The 23532-nt window shown below is 65.2% G+C and carries 17 protein-coding genes; 7 read left to right on the top strand and 10 right to left on the bottom strand.

The features are described 5' to 3' along the window. Positions 1-83: 83 nt before the first annotated feature. Positions 84-1196 (top strand): serine hydrolase, encoded by a 1113-nt coding sequence (locus IFT67_RS15105; protein ID WP_192239000.1) that lies wholly within the window; start codon positions 84-86, stop codon positions 1194-1196. 190 nt (positions 1197-1386) lie between these two features. Here IFT67_RS15105 and IFT67_RS15110 read toward each other — a convergent pair whose 3' ends face one another. The 5 genes from IFT67_RS15110 to hflK all read right to left on the bottom strand — a co-directional run bounded on the left by IFT67_RS15110 (position 1387) and on the right by hflK (position 8215). Beyond that, positions 1387-2631: a M20 metallopeptidase family protein gene (locus tag IFT67_RS15110; protein ID WP_192239001.1), complete on the bottom strand. Its 1245-nt coding sequence runs from the start codon at positions 2629-2631 to the stop codon at positions 1387-1389. A gap of 173 nt (positions 2632-2804) precedes the next feature. Continuing rightward, entirely contained in the window at positions 2805-4448 is a 1644-nt protein-coding gene (locus IFT67_RS15115) for a helicase HerA-like domain-containing protein (protein ID WP_192239002.1), read from the bottom strand. Between the two features lie 111 nt (positions 4449-4559). Next, on the bottom strand, positions 4560-6116 hold the full coding sequence (locus tag IFT67_RS15120; protein WP_192239003.1) for a Do family serine endopeptidase: 1557 nt from the start codon (positions 6114-6116) through the stop codon (positions 4560-4562). 102 nt (positions 6117-6218) lie between these two features. Continuing rightward, positions 6219-7085: a protease modulator HflC gene (gene hflC, locus IFT67_RS15125; RefSeq protein ID WP_342450626.1), complete on the bottom strand. Its 867-nt coding sequence runs from the start codon at positions 7083-7085 to the stop codon at positions 6219-6221. Beyond that, on the bottom strand, positions 7082-8215 hold the full coding sequence (gene hflK, locus IFT67_RS15130; RefSeq protein ID WP_192239004.1) for a protease modulator HflK: 1134 nt from the start codon (positions 8213-8215) through the stop codon (positions 7082-7084). The genes hflC and hflK overlap by 4 nt, the downstream gene beginning before the upstream one ends. A 70-nt stretch (positions 8216-8285) precedes the next feature. On the opposite strand from hflK, the gene IFT67_RS15135 reads away from it, so the two are divergent. The 4 genes from IFT67_RS15135 (at position 8286) to IFT67_RS15150 (ending at position 10596) form a co-directional block, all read left to right on the top strand. Further along, on the top strand, positions 8286-9236 hold the full coding sequence (locus IFT67_RS15135; protein WP_192239005.1) for an Mrp/NBP35 family ATP-binding protein: 951 nt from the start codon (positions 8286-8288) through the stop codon (positions 9234-9236). 98 nt (positions 9237-9334) lie between these two features. Beyond that, a complete protein-coding gene (locus tag IFT67_RS15140; protein WP_192239006.1) occupies positions 9335-9766 on the top strand; it encodes a CoA-binding protein in 432 nt (143 codons plus the stop codon). A gap of 55 nt (positions 9767-9821) precedes the next feature. Next, a complete protein-coding gene (locus tag IFT67_RS15145) occupies positions 9822-10157 on the top strand; it encodes a hypothetical protein (RefSeq protein WP_192239007.1) in 336 nt (111 codons plus the stop codon). A gap of 10 nt (positions 10158-10167) precedes the next feature. Further along, on the top strand, positions 10168-10596 hold the full coding sequence (locus tag IFT67_RS15150; RefSeq protein ID WP_192239008.1) for a hypothetical protein: 429 nt from the start codon (positions 10168-10170) through the stop codon (positions 10594-10596). A 186-nt stretch (positions 10597-10782) separates the two neighbouring features. On the opposite strand, the gene IFT67_RS15155 is transcribed toward IFT67_RS15150, so the two are convergent. Further along, complete coding sequence (locus IFT67_RS15155) at positions 10783-12072, bottom strand: homoserine dehydrogenase (RefSeq protein WP_192239009.1); 1290 nt, start codon at positions 12070-12072, stop codon at positions 10783-10785. 91 nt (positions 12073-12163) lie between these two features. Here IFT67_RS15155 and IFT67_RS15160 point away from each other — a divergent pair, with 91 nt between their 5' ends. Then, positions 12164-14911, top strand: coding sequence for a [protein-PII] uridylyltransferase (locus IFT67_RS15160; RefSeq protein ID WP_192239010.1), 2748 nt, complete (start codon positions 12164-12166; stop codon positions 14909-14911). 171 nt (positions 14912-15082) lie between these two features. Here the strand turns inward: IFT67_RS15160 and IFT67_RS15165 are convergent, their stop codons facing one another. From IFT67_RS15165 to IFT67_RS15180, 4 genes are all read right to left on the bottom strand, one after another. Next, a complete protein-coding gene (locus tag IFT67_RS15165; protein WP_192239011.1) occupies positions 15083-18004 on the bottom strand; it encodes a TonB-dependent receptor in 2922 nt (973 codons plus the stop codon). Between the two features lie 554 nt (positions 18005-18558). Beyond that, entirely contained in the window at positions 18559-19089 is a 531-nt protein-coding gene (gene infC, locus IFT67_RS15170; RefSeq protein WP_031396176.1) for a translation initiation factor IF-3, read from the bottom strand. Between the two features lie 98 nt (positions 19090-19187). Next, positions 19188-21179, bottom strand: a complete 1992-nt coding sequence (thrS, locus tag IFT67_RS15175; protein WP_192239012.1) for a threonine--tRNA ligase — start codon at positions 21177-21179, stop codon at positions 19188-19190. A 75-nt stretch (positions 21180-21254) separates the two neighbouring features. Beyond that, positions 21255-22070, bottom strand: coding sequence for an LD-carboxypeptidase (locus tag IFT67_RS15180; RefSeq protein ID WP_192239013.1), 816 nt, complete (start codon positions 22068-22070; stop codon positions 21255-21257). A 52-nt stretch (positions 22071-22122) separates the two neighbouring features. Here IFT67_RS15180 and IFT67_RS15185 point away from each other — a divergent pair, with 52 nt between their 5' ends. Then, on the top strand, positions 22123-23520 hold the full coding sequence (locus IFT67_RS15185) for a glutamate ligase domain-containing protein (protein WP_192239014.1): 1398 nt from the start codon (positions 22123-22125) through the stop codon (positions 23518-23520). The last annotated feature ends 12 nt before the right edge of the window (positions 23521-23532 follow it).

The raw sequence follows: 23532 nt of genomic DNA on the forward strand, positions 1-23532 counted from the left end.
GTCGCAGCGACGTGCTGCCGCAGTTTCGCGTGGCCGATCAACGGATAAGGATCGATGCTTCAGTGCAGGGCGTTCAATCCATCATGACATCGGCGAGTGCGTTCAAGCGTCTTCTGGCAACCGCCTTGTTCGGCACGGCGCTCGCCGGATGCGGATCGGCGTCGCGACCGACCCCGCCCGCCGTCTCCCCGGTGCATCAGTCCGAGGGGTTCGTGTCGATCCCCGTGCCGCCGCCCCTGCCGCGTACGCCGCGCCCCGCGCCCGCCGGTCTCGTCAACGCGATCTCCGAACTGCAGAGCGGGTTCCAGGGCAAGGCGGGGATCGCGATACGCGCGGTCGACGATGGCTGGACGGTCGAGGCCGGCGGTCGCCAGTTGCTGCCGCAGCAGTCGGTCAGCAAACTCTGGGTCGCGATGACCGTGATGGACCTGCGCGACCAGGGCAAGATCCGCCTCGACGAGCCGATCGTCGTGCGGCCGCAAGACCTCACGCTGTTCCACCAACCGATCGCGATGCTGGTCAAGGGCGACGGCTACCGGACGACGGTCGGCGAGCTGCTGACGCGCGCGCTGACGCACAGCGACAATACCGCGAACGACCGGTTGCTCACGCGTGTCGGTGGGCCATCCGCGGTGCGGTCGATGATCGCGCGCAAACAACTCGGCGCGATCCGGTTCGGGCCGGGCGAGCGGTTGTTGCAGAGCGGCACGGCGGGGCTCGTCTGGCAGCCGTCCTACGCGGTCAATGGTGGTTTCATGACCGCACGCAACCGGCTGTCGCCCGCGGTGCGCGAGGCTGCGCTGAACGCGTATGTGCGCAATCCGCCCGACGGTGCCGCGCCGATCGCGATCGCCGATGCGATCGCTCGGCTGGCGAAGGGCGACCTGTTGTCGGAGACCTCGACGAAGATCCTGCTCGACACGATGGGCCGCTCGGTCACCGGCCGCGCTCGCCTGCGCGCCGCGCTCCCGGGCGGCTGGGAGATCGCGCACAAGACCGGCACCGGCCAGGACCTCGGCCGCCGCAACGCCGGCTTCAACGACGTCGGTCTGCTCACCGCCCCCGATGGACGTCGTTATGGCATCGCAGTGATGATCGGCGATACTATCCGGCCGATGCCCGAACGCCAGAAACTGATCCAGGCGGCCGCGGCGGCAGTGGCCAACTATGCGGGCACTACACGCCCAAGAGGCTGATGTTCCCGTGCTGCAGTGCAGCATGGGGTGGCCGAGACCGTGTGCCAGTGCACTACTCGGACGCAGCCTCAAACACCGTCTTGGTGTGACTTTATCGTAACCTTTGGGACCACGCGGGATGGCCAGCCGCGAGCGGCTCGGCCTAAACCGCCACGTCCGGCCGTTCCACGCAGTCCACGGCCACCGCCTCTCAGTCGAACCCGTTCGCCAGGAACCGCTCCGCCACCGCGCAGTGCATCGCTATCCCATGCGCCATCACGCGCTCGTCGATCGTCATCTTCGTGTTGTGGAGCGGCGGGTTGGTGCGCGGGTCGCTACCCTCGGGCGCAGCACCGATGAACGCCATCGCGCCGGGCAGCTTCTGGAGCACGTACGAGAAGTCCTCCGCGCCCATCATCGGCGGCATCACCTGATACGCGCCCTCGCCACCGATCGCGGTCGCGCACGCCTTCATCAGATCGGTCGCACGCTCGTCGTTGACGGTAACCGGATAGCCTTCCTCGATCGTCGGCGTCCCGACGGCGCCATGCGCGGCGGCGATGCCCTCGACCATGCGGATGAACGCCGCGCGGACCTGCTCGCGCGTACGCTCCGACAGCGTGCGCATCGTGCCGAGCATCTCGACGGTCGACGGGATGACGTTGTGCGCGGAGCCCGCGTTGAGCTTGGTAATCGAAAGAACGGCAGGGTCGGTGACCGCGACCTGACGCGCAACATAGGTCTGGAGCGCGGTAACGATTTCGCAGGCGATCGGCAGCGGATCGAGGCAGTCGTGCGGCATCGCCGCGTGCCCACCACGACCGGTGATCGTCGCGCGCAGCGTGTCGGTCGAAGCCATCAGCGTACCTGTACGGCTGACCACATGCCCCATCGGCATGTTCGGCGAGATGTGAAGCGCGAAGCCAGCCTCCGGCAGGGGTGAGTCGAGCAAGCCGTCGGCGATCATGTGGCGCGCGCCGTGATGCCCCTCCTCGCCCGGCTGGAACATGAAGACGACCGTACCGGGAAGTTCGTCCCGCCGTGCGCACAACGCCTTCGCGGCACCAACCAGCATCGCGGTATGCGAGTCATGCCCGCAAGCATGCATAGCGCCGTCGATCTTCGACGCGAACGAGAGGCCGGTCTCCTCCTGCATCGGCAGCGCGTCCATGTCGCCGCGGAGCAGGACGGTGCGGCCGTTGCCGCCGGCATTGCCTGCACGCCCGCCGCGGAGGATCGCGACGAAGCCGGTTGTCGAGGTCCCTTCGCGGATTTCGAGCGGGAGGCCGGCGAGCGCAGCCTTCACCTTGTCCGAGGTACGCGGGCAGCGGAGACCGACTTCAGGATCGGCGTGGATCGCGCGACGGAGGGTGATCGCGTCGTCGAGACTGTCCTCGCCGACTACTGTCCAGTCAGTTGGAGTCCAGTCGGTGGTGGATTCGAAATCGAAGGACATCGTCTGACTCCTTGAGTGACTTAACTACCACCCCGGCGGAAGCCGGGGCCCAATTGGGAAGGTCGATGTAACGGAGCGCCGTCCGACGTTACCTCCGTTCCCCAATTGGGCCCCGGCCTTCGCCGGGGTGGTATTTGGTTGGGGGGTAGCTCTCCCCCAGTCATGTAAGCAGCCTAGCCCCGGAAGAGCCCGCCTAAAACCCCGCGCAGCACCGTGCCGACCAGACCACCGCTCGACGACGAACGGCGGGACTTGGTGCCAAAGACCTGCTTGCCAATCTCGTTCGCCACCTGCCGCCCGATCGAAGAACTCGCCGCGCGCGTCGCCGAGGAAGCCATCTTGGTCCAGGGCGAATTCGCCGCCTCGCGATCAGCTTCACGCTGCTGCCGATCAGCCTCGCGCTGGTCCGCAATGCGCGCGCGTTCCGCCTCTTTCGCCGCCTTCGCATCGAGCTTCGCCTGCGCCGCCGCGGCCTTATCCGCCTCGGTCGTCGCCTTAGCCTCAGCCGCCGCAGCACTCGCCTCCTGCGTCTTCGCCGCCAGCAACTCCTCCGCCGACTCGCGATCGACCAGCGTGTCGTATTTCGCGCCGACCGCATCGGTCTCGATCATCACCTTCCGCTCCGCCGGCGTGATCGGCCCGACGCGCGAGGCAGGGGGCTTGATCAGCGTGCGCTCGACGGGCGTCGGCGCGCCATCCGCCTGGAGCAGCGACACTAGCGCCTCACCGACCTTCAATTCGGTGATGATCGTCGCGACGTCGACGCCGGGGTTCGCCCGGAACGTCTCCGCCGCGGAGCGCACCGCAGCCTGATCGCGCGGGGTAAACGCGCGCAACGCGTGCTGGACGCGGTTGCCGAGCTGTCCTGCGACGGTGTCGGGAACGTCGATCGGGTTCTGCGTGATGAAGTACACGCCCACCCCCTTCGAGCGGATCAGGCGGACGACCTGTTCGATCTTCTCCAGCAGCGCCTTCGGGGCCTCGTCGAACAGCAGATGCGCCTCGTCGAAGAAGAAGCACAGCACCGGCTTGTCGGGATCGCCGACCTCGGGGACATGCTCGAACAATTCGCTCATCAGCCACAGCAGGAACGTCGCATACAGTTTCGGCGAGGCCATCAGCTTATCCGCGGCGAGGATGTTGACGATCCCCCGCCCCTTGTCGTCGACGCCGATGAAGTCGTTCATCTCGAGCGCCGGCTCACCGAAGAAATTCTCCGCACCCTGCGTGCGCAACTGGAGCAGCGAGCGCTGGATCGCGCCGATCGATTGCTTCGAGACGTTGCCGTACGTGACCGTCAGCTCATCCGCGCGGCCGGCGCATTCGGTGAGCATCGCCTGGAGATCGTCGAGGTCGATCAGCAGCAGCCCCTCCTTGTCTGCGACGTGGAAGGCGATCGTCAGTACGCCTTCCTGCACCTCGTTGAGGTCCATCAGCCGTGACAGCAGCAGCGGCCCCATCTCGCTGATCGTGGTGCGGATCGGATGGCCCTGCTCGCCGAAGAGATCCCAGAACTGCACCGGATTGTCGGCATAGGCCCAACCATCGTCGCCGATCGCCTTCGCGCGCTCGGCGAAGGTCGCGTGCGTCTTCGCGGTCGGCGAGCCGGCCATCGCGAGCCCGGACAGGTCGCCCTTCACGTCGGCGACGAAGCACGGCACGCCGTTTGCCGAGAAGCCCTCGATGATCCCCTGCAACGTCACCGTCTTGCCGGTACCGGTCGCCCCCGCGATCAGGCCGTGGCGGTTCGCCCGCTTCAGTTCGAGCGTCTGCGGCTTGCCGTCCACGCTGGCGCCGATGAAGATGCCGTCGGTCATGGGTCTCGTCCTCTGTATGCGGCGCCGACCCTAACCTCGCGCGCCACGAAGAAAAAGGACCGCCGCTCACAGGAGCGACGGTCCCTTATAATCGGTCGTGTCGGTCGTGGATTACTTGATCTTGACCGGCAGGAACTGCGCCGGGGTACGTCCACGCTTGACCTGCAACAGGACCTGCGGGCGACCAGCCGCCTTGGCAACGTTGACCGCGTTCTGGACGTCGACCGCAGTGCGGACGGGCGTGCCGTTGACCGAGATGATGACGTCGCCGCGCTTGAGCTTGCCGAACGCATCGCTGGTCTGCGCGACCACGGCAATGACGACGCCCTGCGTGCTGGCTTCGACGCCGACCGCCTGCGCGATCGCAGGGGTCAGCGGCTGGACACCGATGCCAAGCGCTGCACCGGCCACCGGTGCGGCGGGCGTTGCCGAGTCATCGCCGTCGTCACCGTCGTCTGAGCCGAAGCCTTGCGCATCGCCGCCGACCACAGCCGCCAGCTTGTCCGCGCTTGGACGCGGCACCACGACCACGTTTGCCGAAGTCGGCTTGCCGTTGCGCAGGATGTCGAGACGCGCGGTCTGACCGGGCTTCACGTTCGAGACGAGGTAGGACAGCGACTGGTCGACCGTCACCGGCTGGCCGTTGACCTTGGTCACGACATCGCCAGCGCGCACGCCGGCCTTCGCCGCCGGGCCGCCCGCAGTCACATCGTTGATCAGCTCGCCCTGGTTCTTGGGAATGCCCAGCGCCGCGGCGGTATCCTCGTTGATCGTGCCACCCGGCTGCAGTTGGACGCCGATATAGCCGCGCTCGATCGTGCCGCCCTTCATGAAGGTCGCGATGATCGGCTTGGCGACGGCAGCCGGGATAGCGAAGCCAATGCCAATGTTACCACCCGACTGGCTGAAGATCTGAGAGTTTACGCCGATCACGTTGCCGTTGAGATCGAACATCGGTCCACCCGAGTTGCCCTGGTTGATCGACGCGTCGGTCTGGATGAAGCGGTCATATGCGCCGCCCTGGCCGGTGACGCGGTTGATCGCCGAGACGATGCCCGCGGTCACGGTGCCGCCGAGGCCGAACGGCTCGCCGATCGCCACGACCCAGTCGCCGACGCGAGCGCCGTTGGAGTCGCCGAACTTCACGAACGGCAGGTTCGCCGCGTCGATCTTCAGCAGCGCGAGATCTGACTCCTGATCCTTGCCGATGACCTTGGCGACATATTCCTTCTTGTCGCTGAGCGTCACCGTGATCGAATCGACCGTCGCACCCTGCGCGCCGGGCGAGATCACGTGGTTGTTCGTGACGACATAGCCATCGGGCGAGATCAGGAAGCCCGACCCGAGCGATGCGCCTTCGCGCTTCACCGGCGCGCCACCCTGACCGCCGCCGCCCATGCCACCGAACAGGTCGCCGAACGGCGTGCCCGCGAACGGATTGGCCTGCTGCTTCTGGACGATCGTCTGCTTGGTCGAGATGTTGACGACCGCGGGCTGGAGCCGCGCGACCATGTCGGCGAAGCTCATCGGCGCGCCGGGCTTAGGCGAGACGGCCTGGATTGCACCGGGTTCGTTCTGCGCGACCTGCGCGCCGCTTGGCTGAAGCGCGAGCGTCGCGGTCGCGCCGCCGAGGAGAAGAGCACTGGTAATGGCGTAGGCGTAACGCACTAGATGTTGTCCTCTCGTTTCATCAATCGAAACAGATGGCGGTTAGGCACATCGTTCTGAACAATGCTTGAATATGAACGCGGGACGGAAGGTTCCGCGAGCTTAACGCCCGCGGCCCTCGAATTCCCGCAGATAGCTGTTGTTGGGCGAAAGAATGATTGAGGTCGATCCTTCAGGTGCCGGGCCACCATCCGCACCGAAGGTGTGACGATACGACTGCATTGCACGGTAGAAGTCGTAGAAGTCGGCGTCCTTGCCGAAGCTCTCGGCATATATCTTGGCCGAATCCGCATCGGCCTGCGCACGGACGATCTGCGCCTGCTTCTGGCCCTCGGCGCGGATCGTGATCGCCTCCTGCTGGCGTGCGCTAGACATGCGCTTGAGCGCGCTCTCGAGCGGCAGGCCGACGGGAAGGTTTGCCTGTTTGATACGGACGTCGACGATCTCGACGCCGTACTGGCTGGCGACGCGCTGGAGACCCTTCTGGATGTTGTCCATCAACTCCGACCGCTCGGGGCTCAGCAGTTCGACGAAGCGCCGCTTGCCGAGTTCGTTGCGCAGCGCAGAGCCCAAGATCGGGCGAAGCTGATCGGGGATCCGGTCCTCGCTGCCGACCGCATTACGCATCTTGCGCGGATCGACGATCCGGTAGCGCGCATACGCGTCGACCTCGAGCCGGAGCTGGTCGGTCGACAGCACCAGCGTGTTGTCGAGTTCCAGATCCTGCACGCGCTTGTCGATCCAGACGATCCGATCGACGAACGGGATACGCGCGATCAGCCCCGCGCCGGTCTGGCCGAACGGCGTGTTCGGCTGCCACGCGTTTACCGTGCGGATCGGCTGGCCGAAACGCAGCATCACCGCCTGCTTGGTCTCGGGCACGATCGCAAACGTCGACGCGGCGAGGATCACGAGCAATAGCGCGATGATCCCGGCGACGATCGGGTTGCGGAAACTCACGGCGTTCACTGGGCAGCTCCAGGCTGGGGGGCAGCCGCCGCCGCAGCAGGCGCTGGTGTCGACTGGACAGCCTCGGGGTTCGGCAGACGCTTGGCGTTCGACAGCGGCAGATACGGCACCACCCCACCCGGCGTCTCGACGATCGTCTTGTCGCTCTTGGCGAGCACCGCCTCCATCGTCTCGTAATACATGCGGCGACGCGTCACTTCGGGCGCGAGCTTATACTGCTCGTAGACCTTGTCGAACGACGCGGCCTCACCTTGCGCGCGTGCCACAACCTGTTGCGCGTACGAGCGCGACTGGTTGAGGTTGGCGATCGCCTCCTGCTGCGCGGCGGTAACCGCGTTGAAATCCTCGACGATCCTTGCGGGCGCGGCGGCCTGCTTGATCGCAACGCCCTGAATCCGGACGCCCGACTTATAGTCGTTGAGGATCTGCTGCGTGAGTTCGGCGACACGCTGCTCGATCACGGTACGGCCAGTGCCGATCGCCTGATCGAGCGTCGTCGTGGCGACCACCGCGCGCATGGCACTCTCGGCGGCGGCGCGGACGGTCTCGTTCGGCTCTGCAAGCTGGAACACGTAATCGCGCGGATCGGCGATGTCCCAGCGTACCGAATACGCCAAATCTATTATGTTCTGGTCACCAGTAAGCGTCAGGTTCTCGCCGTCACCGACGGGAAAATTGTCCGTGCGGATCTTCTGCACATCGACCACCGTCACGTCGGCGATCGGCGCGGGCATCGTCAGGCGAACGCCCGGATCGAGCGTGCCGGCGTATTTGCCGAAATAGGTGACGACGCCGCGCTGCTGCGGGCCGATCTGATGGACCGAGGTGAAAAGGATCCAGACGACTGCGATGATCGCGACGCCGATCGCCCAAAGCGCGCGGGCGTTGGCGCCCGACGGCAAGCCACCGAAGCCGCCAGTGCCGCCGCCACCACCACCCGAGCCGCGCGCTTTACGCAGGAACTCGTCGAGCGCGGTCGGCTTGGCGGCAGGCTTGCGGCCACCTGGAGGTTGCGCCCAGGGATTGCGCGGGCCGCTGTTACCGTCGTCGCCCGAGCCGCCCCAAGGGCCTTTCGGTGTTTCGGTGGCGAGGATATCGGGGCGCCGGAACCAGCGCGAGAAGATCGTCATACCAACCTTTATAGGTGTGCGCTGGCGGAAAAACAGTGCCAAGCGGCCTTAGCGGTCCTATCTGGCGCGGATGATCGACATCGAAGGCGTAAAGGCGGCGGTTGCTGCAGTAGCGGGCAAGCGGGCGACCGTCCGGCTCGAAGGGACGCGGGCGGGCATCATCATCGATGCAACCGGGCTCGACCCGCAAGCACGTGATGCGCTGGAAGCGACCGTGCGGATGGCCGCGACCCAGCCCGGCATCTCCGAAGTACGGATCGCCGTAACGGCGGAACGCTCCACGCGGAGGCTTATCGCGGTTGCCAGCGGCAAGGGCGGCGTCGGCAAATCGACGCTAGCCGCCAACTTGGCCATCGCGATGTCGCGCGCCGGGCGGCGCGTCGGGCTGGTCGACGCCGATATCTACGGACCGTCGCAGCCCCGGTTGATGAACGTCGAGGGCACCCGCCCGACCGCGAAGGACAAAGTACTCGACCCCGTCCCCACCCCGTACGGCGTACCGCTATTGTCGATGGGCCAGCTCGTCGAGCCCGGCAAGGCGATCGCGTGGCGCGGGCCGATGGCGGCGGGTGCGCTCGGCCAGCTGGTCGAGGCGGACTGGGGCGTGACCGATACGCTCGTGCTCGATCTCCCGCCCGGCACTGGCGACGTCCAGCTGACGATGGTCCAGAAATACCGCCCCGCGGGCGCAGTGATCGTCTCGACCCCACAGGATCTCGCTCTGATCGACGCCCGTCGCGCGATCGACCTGTTCGAGAAGGCCGGCATCCCGATCATCGGATTGGTCGAGAACATGGCGGGCTATATCTGCCCGCATTGCGGCGAAGCGTCGGACCCGTTCGGCAATGGCGGCGCGGAAGCGGCGGCGCGCGAACTTGGCATCCCGTTCCTCGGCCGCGTTCCGCTGACGATCTCGATCCGCACCGCCTCCGATGCGGGCACCCCGCCCGCCTCGAACCCCGACGATACGGTGTTCATGCCGATTGCGGCTCAGGTCGTCGCATGGCTCGGGAAACTGTGAAACCCACGAGCCTGATCTACGTTGTCTGATTACCGGTCGTACCCGACGTGTTGAGTTGCGGTACGAGCGGACCAGGTTTCTTCTTGCAGGAGGCATCGATGCCATTGACCGCCGATGCCGATATCAAGGCTTTGCTTGAAGGCGCGCGAACGATCGCGTTGATCGGCGCCTCCGACCGCCCCGATCGCCCCTCCTACGGCGTAATGGCCGAGCTCCAGGCGCATGGCTACCGGGTGATCCCGGTCAACCCGCAGATCACCGGCGAGCATGTCCACGGCGAATTCGTCTTTCGGGACCTGTCGCAACTCGGCGACCCGATCGACATCGTCGACATCTTTCGCAACTCTGTTGCCGCCGGTGAAGCAGTAGATCAGGCCATCGCGGTAGGAGCGAAGGCGGTGTGGATGCAGCTTGGCGTCGTCAACCAGGAGGCCGCGGCGCGTGCGGAAGCTGCCGGGCTGCAAGTCGTGATGGACCGGTGTCCGGCGATCGACATTCCTCGGCTCGGGGTCGCCAAGATCGAGCAATGACGCTTGCCCTTACCGGCGATCGCGGCCAGTCTGCGAGCCTGTCCGGGAGGCGCCGATGCTCGCGATGCTGCTGTCGATGGTGATTGAAGACCCGCTGATGGCGACTGCGAAGGCGCGGATGGCTGCCGAGCAACCCTGTATCCAGAGCGCCGACGAGACCGATATCACGGTCTGCGGGATGCGCACCGCCGACCGGTATCGCGTGCCGTTCTTGGTTCATGACGCTGGCGACCCCAAGCACGAGAGTGTCCGCGACGAACGTACTCGTCTACTACATCGCACCTCTCCGCTCGCCGATCTCGGTCCATTCCAGGTCGGTGGCGGGATGGCGGGCGTCACCATGACGGTCGGCGGCGGAGACAACACGTCGTTCCGCAAGCCTGCGCCGTAAGGACCTGATCATGTTTGCAATAATCCTGTCCGCGCTGCTTCAGGTGTCGGCCCACACCGCCGCCCCGGCGGCGCCGCCCTTGCCGGAGCATTTCTCGATCCTCGTCGATCCGTGCGCGACGCAGACGCAGGACGGCAACGAGATCATCGTCTGCGGTAAATCCGCGACGACGACCCCACGCCTGCCGATGCGCGACGATCGCGGCCCGTCCGATCACGCGGTTGCCTTCAATCCAGACCTCAGCGCCGCGCGTGCATTGCAACTGGAAGGGACACCATGCGCGGCCAGCCAATGGGGATGCCAGGTGGGCTTCGGCCCGCCGATCGCCCCAATCGCGAAGGCCGCAGTAGGGTTGATCAAAAGCGCCCTCGCCAAGAAGCCCGACAAGCGCGGCCGCGTGCCGATCGATCTCGACGGTCCCGTCGGTACCGTGAACTAGGCGGAAGGCTGCATAGCCCCGTTCACCCTGCTTCGGGCGGCCTTCCTGACGCCACGCCGATTGTCGCGCCGCTGCGGCATTGCTGTTCGCTGGTCTAGAAAGTGGATGAAGTCGCAATCGGTACGACGGACTGCCGATAGAGAGATGTCCTCCCCTCCCTAAAACGGGAGGGGAGCATAAGTGCTATTAATCTAGGATATGCATCCACATCGGCTGCCCTACGAGACTCTGCGACCCGCGCAGTTTCTCCAGCGCCTGCGCGATCGAGCGTTCCGGGCTCTCGTGAGTCACGATCGCCACCAGCACGCTGCCATCGGCGATCGCGCCGCGCTGGATCAGGCTCTCGATCGAGACACCCGCATCGCGCATCGCCGCCGCGATCTCCGCCAGCACGCCGACCCGATCCGCGACGGTGAACCGCAAATACGCACGCCCCCGCCGCTCGCCGCTGTCCGCCTTAGGTGCCGCCGTGAGCGAGACCACCGGCATTGCGAACGGCGGACCGAACTCGCCACGCGCGATGTCGATGAGGTCGGCCACTACTGCGCTCGCAGTCGGGCCATCGCCCGCGCCGGCCCCCTGGAACAGCAAGCGGCCGACGAAATTGCCCTCTGCGACCACCGCGTTCAGCGATCCGGTAACGTGCGCGAGTGGGTGATCGATCGCTACCAGATGCGGATGCACGCGCTGGAACAGCCCGTCCGTGCCCGCTTCCGCCAGCCCAAGCAGCCGGACGCGGTAACCCAAAGCCGCCGCTTCTGCGATGTCCGCGCCCAGCAGATGCCGGATGCCGCTGATCGCAACGTCGTCGAACGCCGGCTGAGTCCCGAACGCGACCGCCGCGAGGATCGACAGCTTGTGCGCCGCGTCGACACCGTCGATGTCGAAGCTTGGATCGGATTCGGCGAACCCCAGAGCCTGCGCTTCCGCCAAAACCTCGGCAAAATCGCGGCCCTCCGACTCCATCTTCGACAGGATGAAATTGCAGGTACCGTTGAGGATCCCGTACACGCGGGCGATCTCGTTCGCCGCAGCACCTTCCCGCAACCCCTTGATAACCGGAATGCCGCCCGCGACCGCCGCCTCGAATTTCAACGCGACGCCTGCCCCTTCGGCCGCCTGCGCGAGTTCGAGCCCGTGATGCGCGATCATCGCCTTGTTCGCGGTGACGAAGTTACGCCCGGCCGCCAGCGTGCTGCGCGCCAAGGTCAACGCGGGGCCGTCCGATCCGCCGATCAGCTCGACCACGACATCCGCACCCGGCTGTTTCGCCAGTGCGGTCGTATCGTCGACCCACGCGAACCGCGACAGGTCGACGCCGCGATCCTTGCCGCGATCTCGCGCGGAAACCGCGACGATCTCAATCGGCCGGCCGGCCCGCTTGGCAATCAACTCGCGGTTCGCATCCAGCAATCGGATCACACCGCCGCCGACGGTTCCCAGCCCCGCAAGGGCTACGCGCAATGGTTCGCTCATTTTCGTCCTCCACTCGCGCGTCCGGTTACGTTTCGGCGGGCGTTTGCGCAATCCTGATGACGCACGCGCGCGGCGCCCCTATCTGGGCGCTATGTCCGGCCGCTTCGATCACCTCCCCAACCGTCGCGCGATCATCGATCGCCGCGCCGTCGCCGAAACCATCGCCGCGCTGGAGGGTGTCGACCCCACCGCGCTACGCCGAGAAGCGACCACGCTTCTGAAGGCCGCGCTTGATAAAGGCCGGGTCGAGGTCGAACGCCGCCTCGTCGAACATCCATCCCGCGGGCTCGAAGCGTCGGGGGCGCAAGCGTATCTGATCGACGCGCTGCTCCGCATCCTGTTCGATTTCACCACGCAGCGACTGTACCCGTTGCCCAACCCGACGATCGGCGAGCGCCTCACGCTGATCGCGGTAGGTGGGTATGGCCGCGCGGAAATGGCACCGCATTCGGACGTCGATATCGGCTTTCTCACACCGGGCAAGCAGACGCCGTGGGCCGAGCGCGTGATCGAATCGATGCTGTACGCGTTGTGGGATCTCGGGCTGAAGCTTGGCCAATCCAGCCGCTCGCTCGACGAGATGGTCCGCCAAGCGAAATCAGACGTCACTGTCCGAACCGCGCTGCTCGAGGCGCGCTACGTCTGCGGCGATACCGAACTGTACGAGCAGGCGTCGCACCGCTTCAAGACCGAAGTTCAGGCCGATACCGCGCGCACCTTCATCGCCGACAAGCTCGCCGAGCGTGACGCGCGCCACCGGAAGATGGGCGACACGCGCTATGTCGTCGAACCCAACGTCAAGGAGGGCAAGGGCGGCCTCCGCGATCTTCACGCATTGTTTTGGATCGGCAAATACATCTACGACGTCCAGCGCGCTGCCGAACTGGTCGAGGTCGGGCTGTTCACCAAGGCCGAATACCGCCTGTTCCACCGCGCCGACAATTTCTTCCAGGCGGTGCGCTGCCATCTGCACAGCATTACCGGGCGCGCCGAGGACCGGCTGACGTTCGACCTGCAACGCGAGATCGCCGACCGGATGCGGTTCTCCGACCGACCCGGCAAGTCGAAGGTCGAGCGGTTCATGCAGTTCTATTTCCTGCAGGCAAAGACCGTCGGCACGCTCAGCGGCGTCTTCCTCGCGCATCTCGACGAGAAGTTCGCGGCGCGCGGCCGGCGTTTCGGGTTGCCGACGATCCGACGCTCTCCGCGCAAGCTGAACGGCTTCGTACTCGATCGCGGGCGGCTCGCGCTGCCCAGCGACGACTTCTTCCGGGCCGATCCCAAACGCCTGATCGAGATCTTCCAGCTCGCCGACAAGCACGGCGTCGAGATCCACCCGCTCGCGATGCGCGCCGCTGCGCGGGATGCGAAGCTGGTCGACGACGTCCGCAACAGCCCGACCGCGAACGCGCTGTTCCTAGACGTGCTGACCTCGCCCCGCGATCCCGAACTCGTGCTGCGCTGGATGAACGAGGCGGGCGTATTCGGTCGGTTCGTGCCCGATTTCGCGCGCGTCGTCGCGCAGATGCAGTTCGACATGTACCATCACTACACCGTCGACGAACACACCATCCGCGCGATCGGCCTGCTCGCGCGAATCGAGAGTGGCGTGCTGAAGGAAGAGCATCCGCTCGCCAGCGCGATCTTCGAACAGATCGTGTCGAGGCGTGCGCTGTATGTTGCGGTGCTGCTCCACGACATCGCCAAGGGACGTGGCGGCGATCATTCGATCTTAGGCGCGGAGGTGGCGCAACGGCTTTGCCCACGCTTCGGCCTAACACCCGCCGAGACAGAGACGGTCGCGTGGCTGGTGCGCTGGCATCTGCTGATGTCGGCAACCGCGTTCAAACGCGATCTCAGCGACTTCAAGACGATCCTCGATTTCTGCGATGTGGTGCAGAGCCCGGAGCGGTTGCGCCTGCTGCTGACGCTGACGATCGTCGACATCCGTGCGGTCGGGCCGGGAGTGTGGAACGGCTGGAAACGCCAGTTGCTCGGCGATCTGTACGAGGCGGCGGAGGAAGTCCTGCGGCTCGGTCACAAACAAAAGGGTCGTGCCGAGCGGATCGCGGCCAAGCAGGCACATCTTCGCGACGAACTTGGCTGGACCGAGGAAACCTTCGCGACGCTCGTGCACCGCCTCCCAGAGGCCTATTGGATCGCCGAACCCGAGGATGTGCTGGCGCACAATGCCCGTTTCCTTGCGACCACGGGCGATGCGCAACTCGCGATCGACGCCCATGTCTATCCGGGCCGCGGCGCGACGCTGGTAACGATCTACGCGGCCGATCACCCGGGGCTGTTCTACCGCATCGCCGGCGCGATCCATGTCGCTGGCGGCAACATCATCGATGCGCGCATCCACACGACGCGTGACGGCATGGCGATCGATAATTTCCTTGTGCAAGATCCGTTCGGACGGCCGTTCGACGAGTCTGGTCAGCTTTCGCGGCTGAAGACCGCGATCGAGGATGCACTCGCCAACCGCGGCAAGCTCGCCGATCGGCTGGTGGCGAAGCCCCTGCCCCGCACGCGGGCGGAGGCGTTCGATATCGTTCCGAATGCGCTGGTCGACAATAAGGCATCGAACCGGTTCACGGTGGTCGAGGTCAATGCGCGAGACCGCCCGGCACTGCTCAACCAGCTCGCGAACGCGCTGTTCCAGTCGAAGGTGACGATCCACTCCGCGCATGTCGCGACGTACGGCGAGCGCGCGGTCGACACGTTCTACATCACCGACCTGACGGGCGACCGGATCACGCAGCCCGCGCGGTTGAGGACGCTGGAGCGACGGCTGCTGGCGGCTGCAGCGGGCGAAGAGATCGATCTGGCAGCATAGCGCCACCGTGTTTTCCCGCGAATGCGGGAGCCCAGGGTAAAGGAACGCAGCGCGTGGTATCCTGGACTCCCGCGTTCGCGGGAGAACGAAGGAGTGTGAGAGCGATGCCTCTTGCCACGAAAAAGCCGGCCCGCAGCGAACTGCGAACCGGCTCTTCACACAGTCTCCCGATCAGAAGCGCGAGCGCAGCGTCAGGCCGTAGGTGCGTGGCTCGGCAAGGAATGCCGAGTAGAGCGCGTTGCCGGTGCCGCCATACGCCGCAACGTTGGCCGACGAGCCGGCACCCTGGAACGGCGTGTTGAACGCCACCTGGATGTAGTTCTTGTTGAACACGTTCTGCGCCCAGAACTCGAGTGCCCAGACCTGGTCCTTGCCGCGCAGACCGACGCGCGCGTTGACCACCGCGAAGCCGTCCTGCTTCTTCTCCGGGGCCAAATCCGATCCCGTATTATAGTCGGATGACAGGCGGCTATCGACATAGAACAGGCCCGACATGCCGTTAGCACCGATATCCGGCGTCCAGGCGAACGACGTCGTCACTACGTTCTTTGGCGCATTGGACAACTGGCTACCCGGCAGCAGGAAGAGTGCCCGGTCGAGTGCCTCGCCGGTGGTCGAGCTGCCGATCAGGTTCTTGCGGAAATGCGTGTCGGCATAGGTGTAGCCTGCGGTGAACGTGACCTGCTTGATCGGCGACATCGTCGCCTCCAGCTCGACACCCTGCGAGATCACGCCCGGCTTCTTCGAGCGGTTCGTCGGGCATGTCCCCGTCTGTGCGCCAGTAACGGGGTTGAAGCCGTTGTCACTGTCGAGCCCGTTGAGATTGTCCTTACACGCCTCGATGTTCTGAACGACGAAGATCGAACCGTTGAAGGTGTTGAGCTGAAAATCGGTGAACTCTTCACGGAACGCAGCGACGTTGAACGTGAAGCCACGCGTGTTGAACTTCGCGCCGATCTCGTAATTGTTCACCTTCTCGGCGTTGAAGCGCAGGCCGGGTGCATCGGCGTTGGTGCGCGGTGTCAGCACACCGTTTACACCGCCAAGATCCGATCGATCGAGATTGTAGCCACCCGCCTTGTAGCCCTTCGCGTAGGACGCATAGGTCAGCAACTTGGTGAACGGCTTCCACGACAGGACCGCCGTGCCGGTGAATTCGCCGTCGCCGAAGCTGTCGTTCAGGTTCAGGGCGTTGAGTGCGGGGCTGGAGTTACCCGTGCACGTCAACGTGACGATACCCTGCGCAAACGCCGTGGCGCCGCTCTGCGACTGTGTCAGCGGCGCAAGCGCCGCCTGCTGGATCGGGCAAACCGTGTTGTTGTTGTTGAACTTCGCGTTGAACTTCTTGGTTTCATGCGTGTAGCGAAGACCGCCGGTCAGCGACAACGTATCGGTCAGGTGCAGGATGTTGTGCGTGAAGAACGCGTAGTTCTCACTCTTCTGCCGGTAGATCGAGCCGGAATCGCCGACGTTGTTGACCCCGCCACCGAGACCGACCCCACCGGTCAGGCGATCGAGCGCCGACGTGATCAGCGGTCCCGCCTGCGGACCGAATGCGCCGTTAAGCGTAGCACGACCCGCTGCACTCAGGCAGCCAGGTGCATTCTGGTTCTGAAGCGCAGCAACCGGGCTTACCGTCGCGACCAGGCGGCAGGCAGCGAACTGCCCGTACTGGGCGCCGAAGACGACGTTATCGACGAGCTTTAGCTTCTCGTTCGAGTAGAAGCCGCCGACCAGCCAGTCGAGCTTGTCGTTGAACAGCGAACCCTGGAGGCGCGCTTCCTGCGTGAACGTCTTGAACTGGCGGTAGGCGTTGCCGTCCGACGCGCGATGCGTGAGATCGACATTGGTGTAGTCGACATCGCCCGCGTTGCCCGACTTGTACTGGCGATACGACGTGATCGACGTCAACGTCGCGCCGCCGAGATCCCAGTCGGCCTGCAACGAGCCGCCGTAATCCTTGGTCGTATTCCGGAAGGTCTGGCCCGGCGTGATCGCGACGTCGCGGCTGAACGGATCGGGCGTGTTGCCGGCCAGTGGGAATACCGCACCCTGACGACGCAGGATGTTGACGATGCGGTTCGTGGCGTTGTTGACCACTGCACCATCGGTGTTGACGGTTCCGAAGAACGGCGCGACGCCCGCCGCGTTCGGCGTTGGATCGGTCGTCTCGACCTGGTTGTAATAGACCGCGCCGCAGCAGCTTTCCTTGCGATGCGAATAGTCGCCGATCAGGCGGAAGCTCAAGGTATCGGTCGGCTTGAACAGCAACTGGCCGCGGACGAAGTAGCGATCGCGGTCGTTGACGCGGCTTTCGCTGCCGTTGGCGGCCGTGACGTTCTTGTAGAAACCGTCGCGGTTCACGTAGACGCCGTCGACGCGGAAGGCGAGTTTGTCGGCAATCAGCGGGCCGGTGATGCCACCGGCGAGGCGCTTCTGATCGTAATTGCCATAGGTCGCCTCGGCGTTGCCGTGCCAGTCGAACTCGGGTGAGCGCGTGATGATGTTGATCAGGCCGGCGGACGCATTGCGACCAAACAAAGTACCCTGCGGTCCGCGAAGCACTTCGACGCGGTCGATCTCGCCCAGCTCGTTGAGGCCGACACCGGTACGGCTACGATAGACGCCGTCGATGAACACCGCGACCGAGCTTTCGAGGCCGGGATTGTCACCGACCGTACCGATTCCGCGAATACGGGCAGAGGCGTTGGATTCGTTACCCGTCGACGAGATGAGCAACGACGGCGCAAGCTGGTTGAGCGAGCGGATGTCGCTGCCGCCCGAATTCTGCAAGGCTTCCTGACCGACTGCGGAAACCGCGATGGGCACGTTCGACAGACGCTCGGAGCGACGCGTTGCGGTGATGACGATGTCGCTGGCGTTACGACCATCATCCGCCGCGGCACTCGCGCTAGCCGCCTGCGTGGTGTCGGCATCGGTCGCAGCGCTGGTCTGGCCAGCGACCGACGCGTTGGCGGTACCCTGTGATGGAGAAGCCTGCGCTTCGACGGTGCTAGTCGCCTGCTGCGCGAATGCCGGCGTGACGATCGCCGCGGTCGCAACGGCGGACAACAGATATGCGGTCATACGCATCGGCATTCTCTCCCTGAACATTCGAATTTTTCGAATTTATGGTTTGGACGTTAGATAGAGATATCTCCGTTCCTACGTCTAGTAATTTCCGCATACGGAAAGAGATTTTTGAACATCGTGTCTCAAAAACGCCACACAGCGACATAGACCAAACCCTAGTTTCAAATCGCAACTGTTTGGGGGAGCGGAGGAGCCGAGCCCACCTCTCCATCGACGAGACGCCCGCGTTTCAGCGCCCGTACAAGAGGCATGCTACTTCGGCGAAGACCGGGGGCGACCGCACTGACGCGGCAAGGGAGGGCCGTCGCAGTTGTCCGCGCCTGCTCTAACTGGGCATTGTGGTGAGCGGGGTCGCTCATCAGGCGAGCTAGCTCCGCTGCTTGCATGGCCGGGTGGCAGGCAGGCCGCTCCTTTGCCTGCCAGGAGAATGGCCGACGGAGCCGCCATCTGGCTGGAGCGCCATGAGCAACCCAGAACGTGAAAAAGGCTGGCCAGTCCTGTGGGACCGACCAGCCTCAAGGCTCACATCGCTGAGGGCAAAGCCCTTCTCACCGTTACTTCGGTGCGAGCACCATCAGCATCTGGCGGCCTTCCATGCGGGGATACGCCTCGATCTTGGCGATCTCCGCGACGTCGTCCTGGACGCGCTTCAACAAATTCATGCCCAGCTGCCCATGGCTGAGTTCGCGACCGCGGAAGCGCAGCGTGATCTTGACCTTGTCGCCCTCGCCGATGAAGTCGTTCACCTTCTTCATCTTCGTGTCGTAGTCATGGTCGTCGATGTTCGGACGCATCTTGATCTCCTTGATCTCCTGCGTCTTCTGCGACTTGCGTGCGAGGTTCGCCTTCTTCTGCGCCTCGTACTTGAACTTGCCGACATCGAGGAACTTGGCGACGGGCGGATCGGCGTTAGGCGACACTTCGACCAGGTCGAGGCCATGCTCGGCTGCCTGCTCGATCGCTTCGCGCGTGTACATCACGCCCAGATTCTCGCCCTCGTGATCGATCACGCGGACCTTCTGGCTCTGGATGAATTCGTTGAATCGCGGGCCGTTCATTGCGGGCGTCTGCATCGGCCGGCGCATCGTGGGAGGACGTATGGGGTTTGCTCCTGAAGTTTCTGACAATATTTGGGCCGGCGTATAGCGCAGAAACCCGCGCTCGGAAAGCCGGCCCCGTTGGATCACATATCGGGTGCGCGAGCCTCGTCCGCAAGACGCGCGATCGCCTCGTCGAGCGTCAGGATGGTCTGCGCCTGGCTGCCGAGCGTGCGGAGTGCCACCTTGCCCTCCTCGGCCTCGCGCTTGCCGACGACCAGCAGGTTCGGCACCTTCGCCAGCGAATGTTCGCGCACCTTGTAGTTGATCTTCTCGTTGCGCAGGTCCGTTTCGACGCGAATGCCCGCCGCCTTCAGCTTCGCCGCAACTTCGAGCGCATAATCGTCGGCATCCGACACGATCGTCGCGACGACCGCCTGCACCGGCGCGAGCCAAAGCGGGAAGCGGCCGGCATGATGCTCGATCAGGATGCCGATGAAGCGCTCGAACGTGCCGAGAATCGCGCGGTGCAGCATCACCGGGCGATGCCGCTCGCCGTCCGCGCCGACGTACGACGCGTCGAGTCGTTCGGGCAGCACGCGGTCCGACTGGATCGTGCCGACCTGCCACGTCCGGCCGATCGCGTCGGTCAGATGGAATTCGAGCTTTGGCGCGTAGAAGGCACCCTCGCCCGGCAGTTCCTCGAAGTTCGCCTTGATCGTGTCGCTGAGGCCCGACTGCATCACCGCTTCACGCAGCTCCGCCTCGGCCTTGTCCCACATCGAATCTTCGCCGAACCGCTTCTCGGGGCGCAGCGCGAGCTTCACCGCGTAATCGTCGAAGCCGAGGTCCTTGTAGACACTGTCGAGCAGCTCGCAGAACTTGCGCACTTCCTCGACAAGCTGATCCTCGCGGACGAAGATATGCGCGTCGTCCTGCGTGAACTGGCGGACGCGCATGATGCCGTGCAGCGCGCCGTGCGGCTCGTTGCGGTGGCAGCAGCCGAACTCAGCCATCCGGATCGGCAGATCGCGGTACGACTTGATCCCCTGCTTGAAGATCAGCACGTGCGCCGGGCAATTCATCGGTTTCAGCGCCATCAGGTCGCCTTCGCCCGACAGCACGGCGCCCTCATCCTCGACGTTCGGGATCTCGTCCGGCACGACGAACATGTTCTCGCGGTACTTGCCCCAGTGGCCCGACTGCTCCCACTGCTTGGCGTCCATCAGCTGCGGAGTCTTCACCTCGGCATAGTCGGCGGCATCGAGACGGCGGCGCATATACGCCTCCATCTGGCGCCAGAGCACGAAGCCCTTGGGATGCCAGAACACCGAGCCCTGCGCTTCGGACTGGAGGTGGAACAGGTCCATCTCCGCGCCGATCTTCCGATGATCGCGCTTGGCGGCCTCCTCGAGGCGGAAGAGATGCTGGTCGAGCTGCTTCTTGTTGAGCCAGCCGGTGCCGTAAATGCGGCTCAGCATCGCGTTCTTCTGGTCGCCGCGCCAATAGGCGCCCGACACGCGTGTCAGCTTGAAAGCAGCGGGGTCGAGCTTGCCGGTCGACGCCATGTGCGGGCCGCGACACATGTCGAGCCACTCGCCCTGCCGGTAGATCGTCAGTTCCTCGCCCTCGGGGAGTTCGGCGGCCCATTCGGCCTTGAAGCTCTCGCCCTGCTGCGTCCAGCGGTCGATCAGCTGCTGGCGCGACCAGACCTCGCGCAGGAACGGCTCGTTCCGGGCGATGATCGCGCGCATCTCGGCCTCGATCGCGGGCAAGTCCTCCTCGGTGAACGGGCGGTCCTTCGGCGCGAAGTCGTAATAGAAGCCATCGTCGGTGGCGGGACCGAAAGTGATCTGCGTGCCGGGGAAGAGGTGCTGCACCGCTTCGGCCATGACATGCGCGAGATCGTGACGGACGAGCTCCAGCGCATCGGCCTCGTCGCGCGCGGTCACCAGCGCGAGCGCGGTGTCGCCCTCGAACGGCCGGTTGAGATCGCGCACCTGACCGTCGATGCGCGCGGCGAGCGCGGCCTTGGCGAGGCCCGGCCCGATCGCAGCGGCGACATCCGCGGGGGTAGTCCCGGGCGCAACCTCGCGGACGGAACCGTCGGGCAGCGTGATTCGGAACATGGCGGACATGGAGGACTTTCTGGTGTTGGAAGAGGCGCGGCTTATGCCGTCGCACACCCTATATAGGCAAGCCGGCGTCGAACGTCACGCCACCCCGAACGGGACGACATGGTTTGCCTGTGTGTGGCCGACCTCGGCGCGGCCAAGATAAGGCACGCCCATGTCACGGCTCCACCGCACCATCATGTAGTCGAGCGTCTCGCCCCAGGGTGGATCGTTCTCCTGGACCGCGGTCACGGCGCCGAGGCGCAGGCCCGCGATACCCTTCAACTGCGTGGCGTTGGCGACTTTGAAGAGCATGCGGTCGATCGCGTACAGGGGCTCGGACACCTCCTCGACGATCAGGACGTGGTCGGTCAGGTCGGGCAGCCACGGCGTACCGATCAGCGAGGTGATGATGCTGAGGTTGAACGCCGCCGACGGGTGCCCGTTCAGTCCCGGCTCCAGCCCCGCCCGATCGCCACGCACCATCCAGCCAAGCGAGCGAGCCACCGTAGCCTCGCCGTCGTGGCGGTTGATGTCGCTGACCATCGGGCCGTGCACGGACCTGCCGATCCGCCGGGCGTAGAGTGCGCCGAGCAGGAAGCCTACGTCCGAATAGCCCAGATAGGTTTTGTGGCGAGCGGCGCGGCCGAGTTCGGGCATGACCATCGCCAGGATGCGGTTCGAGCCATAGCCGCCGCGCAAGAACCAGAGCGCATCGAACGCCGGATCGTTGGCATATTCGAGGAATGCCGCCGCCCGTCGAAAATCGGAACCGGCGAAGTGGCCGTCGGTCTCCAGGCATTGCGGGTGGAAGACGAGTTCGACCTCGGGGAACGCAGTGGCCGCGTAGGCGGTCATCTTGGCGATCGCCGCGGGATTGGTCCGGCTCGACGCGGCGAGGACACCGATGCGCATTGTTCGTGTTCCCGACCTTGCCCCGTTACCAAACCGCCCATATCGCGGGCCGATGGATATCAGCAAACCCTGTTTCTTCGTCGGCATCGGCGGCAGCGGCATGATGCCGCTCGCGATGATCCTCGCCGGCCGTGGCGCGACCGTCGCCGGCTCGGACCGCAACCTTGACCAGGGCCGCGTGCCTGCCAAGTTCGACGACCTCGCCGCGAAGGGCGTCGCGCTGTTCCCGCAGGACGGCAGCGGGATCGTCTCGGCCGACCAGCTCGTCATTGCCTCGGCGGCGATCGAGGCGACCGTACCGGACATGATCGCGGCGGATGCGCTCGGCTGCACTCGCTCGACCCGCGCGGCAATGCTGGCGTCATTGTTCAACGACAGCCGGTTGCCGATTGGTGTCGCGGGGACGAGCGGCAAGTCGACCGTCACCGGGATGATCGGCTGGATCCTGCACGCCGTCGGGCGCGATCCGACGGTGATGAACGGCGCGGTGATGAAGAACTTCGCCACGCCTGACGCCCCGTTCGCGAGTGCGCTGGTCGGAGAAGGCGAGGCTTTCGTCAGCGAGGTCGACGAGAGCGACGGATCGATCGCCAGCTATGCGCCGAAGATCGCGGTGTTGAACAACGTCAGCCTCGACCACAAGTCGTTGGAGGAACTGCGCGTGCTGTTCGGGGACTTCATCGCGAAGGCCGAGACGGCGGTGGTGAACGCGAACGATCCCGATGCGGCGGCACTCGCCTCGCGGCTGCCACGCGGTCAGGTGACGACGTTTGCGATCGATGCGTCGGCCGATCTGCGTGCCGAGAATTTGAAGCCGGAGCCGTTCGCGATCCGCTTCGACATCGTGTCGCGCGGCGTTCGGACGCCGGTAAAGCTGGCGGTGCCCGGGCGGCATAACGTGGCGAATGCGCTGGCTGCGATCGGTGCGGCGATGGCGGCGGACGTATCGTTGGCCGATGCAGTGAAGGCGATCCCCGGGTTCACAGGTCTGCGTCGCCGCTTCGACCTCGTTGGCGAGGCAGGCGGGGTCGCGGTGATCGACGATTTCGGGCACAACCCGGACAAGATTGCCGCGACGCTCGATACGCTCCATGCGTTTCCGGGGCGGCTGCTCCTGTTCTTCCAGCCGCATGGCTATGGGCCGTTGAAGGTCATGGGGCGCGAGTTGGTCGCGACGTTCGTCGAGCGGATGGCGGAGGGCGACGTGCTCGTTCTGCCCGACCCGGCCTATTATGGCGGGACGGTCATGCGGGAGGTCACCAGCGCGGACATCGTCGGGCAGATCGTCGAGGGCGGTCGGGACGCGCGGCATGTCGCCGACCGCGCAGAGGCCGCCGCGGCGCTGGTCGCGGAGGCGCGGCCGGGCGACCGGATCGTGGTGATGGGCGCGCGCGACGACACGCTGAGCGTGCTGGCGGCGGGAATGGTCGACGCCTTGGCCGCTACCTGATACAGGGCAGGA

This window comes from Sphingomonas sp. CFBP 13728 (assembly GCF_014841895.1).
GTDB lineage: Bacteria > Pseudomonadota > Alphaproteobacteria > Sphingomonadales > Sphingomonadaceae > Sphingomonas.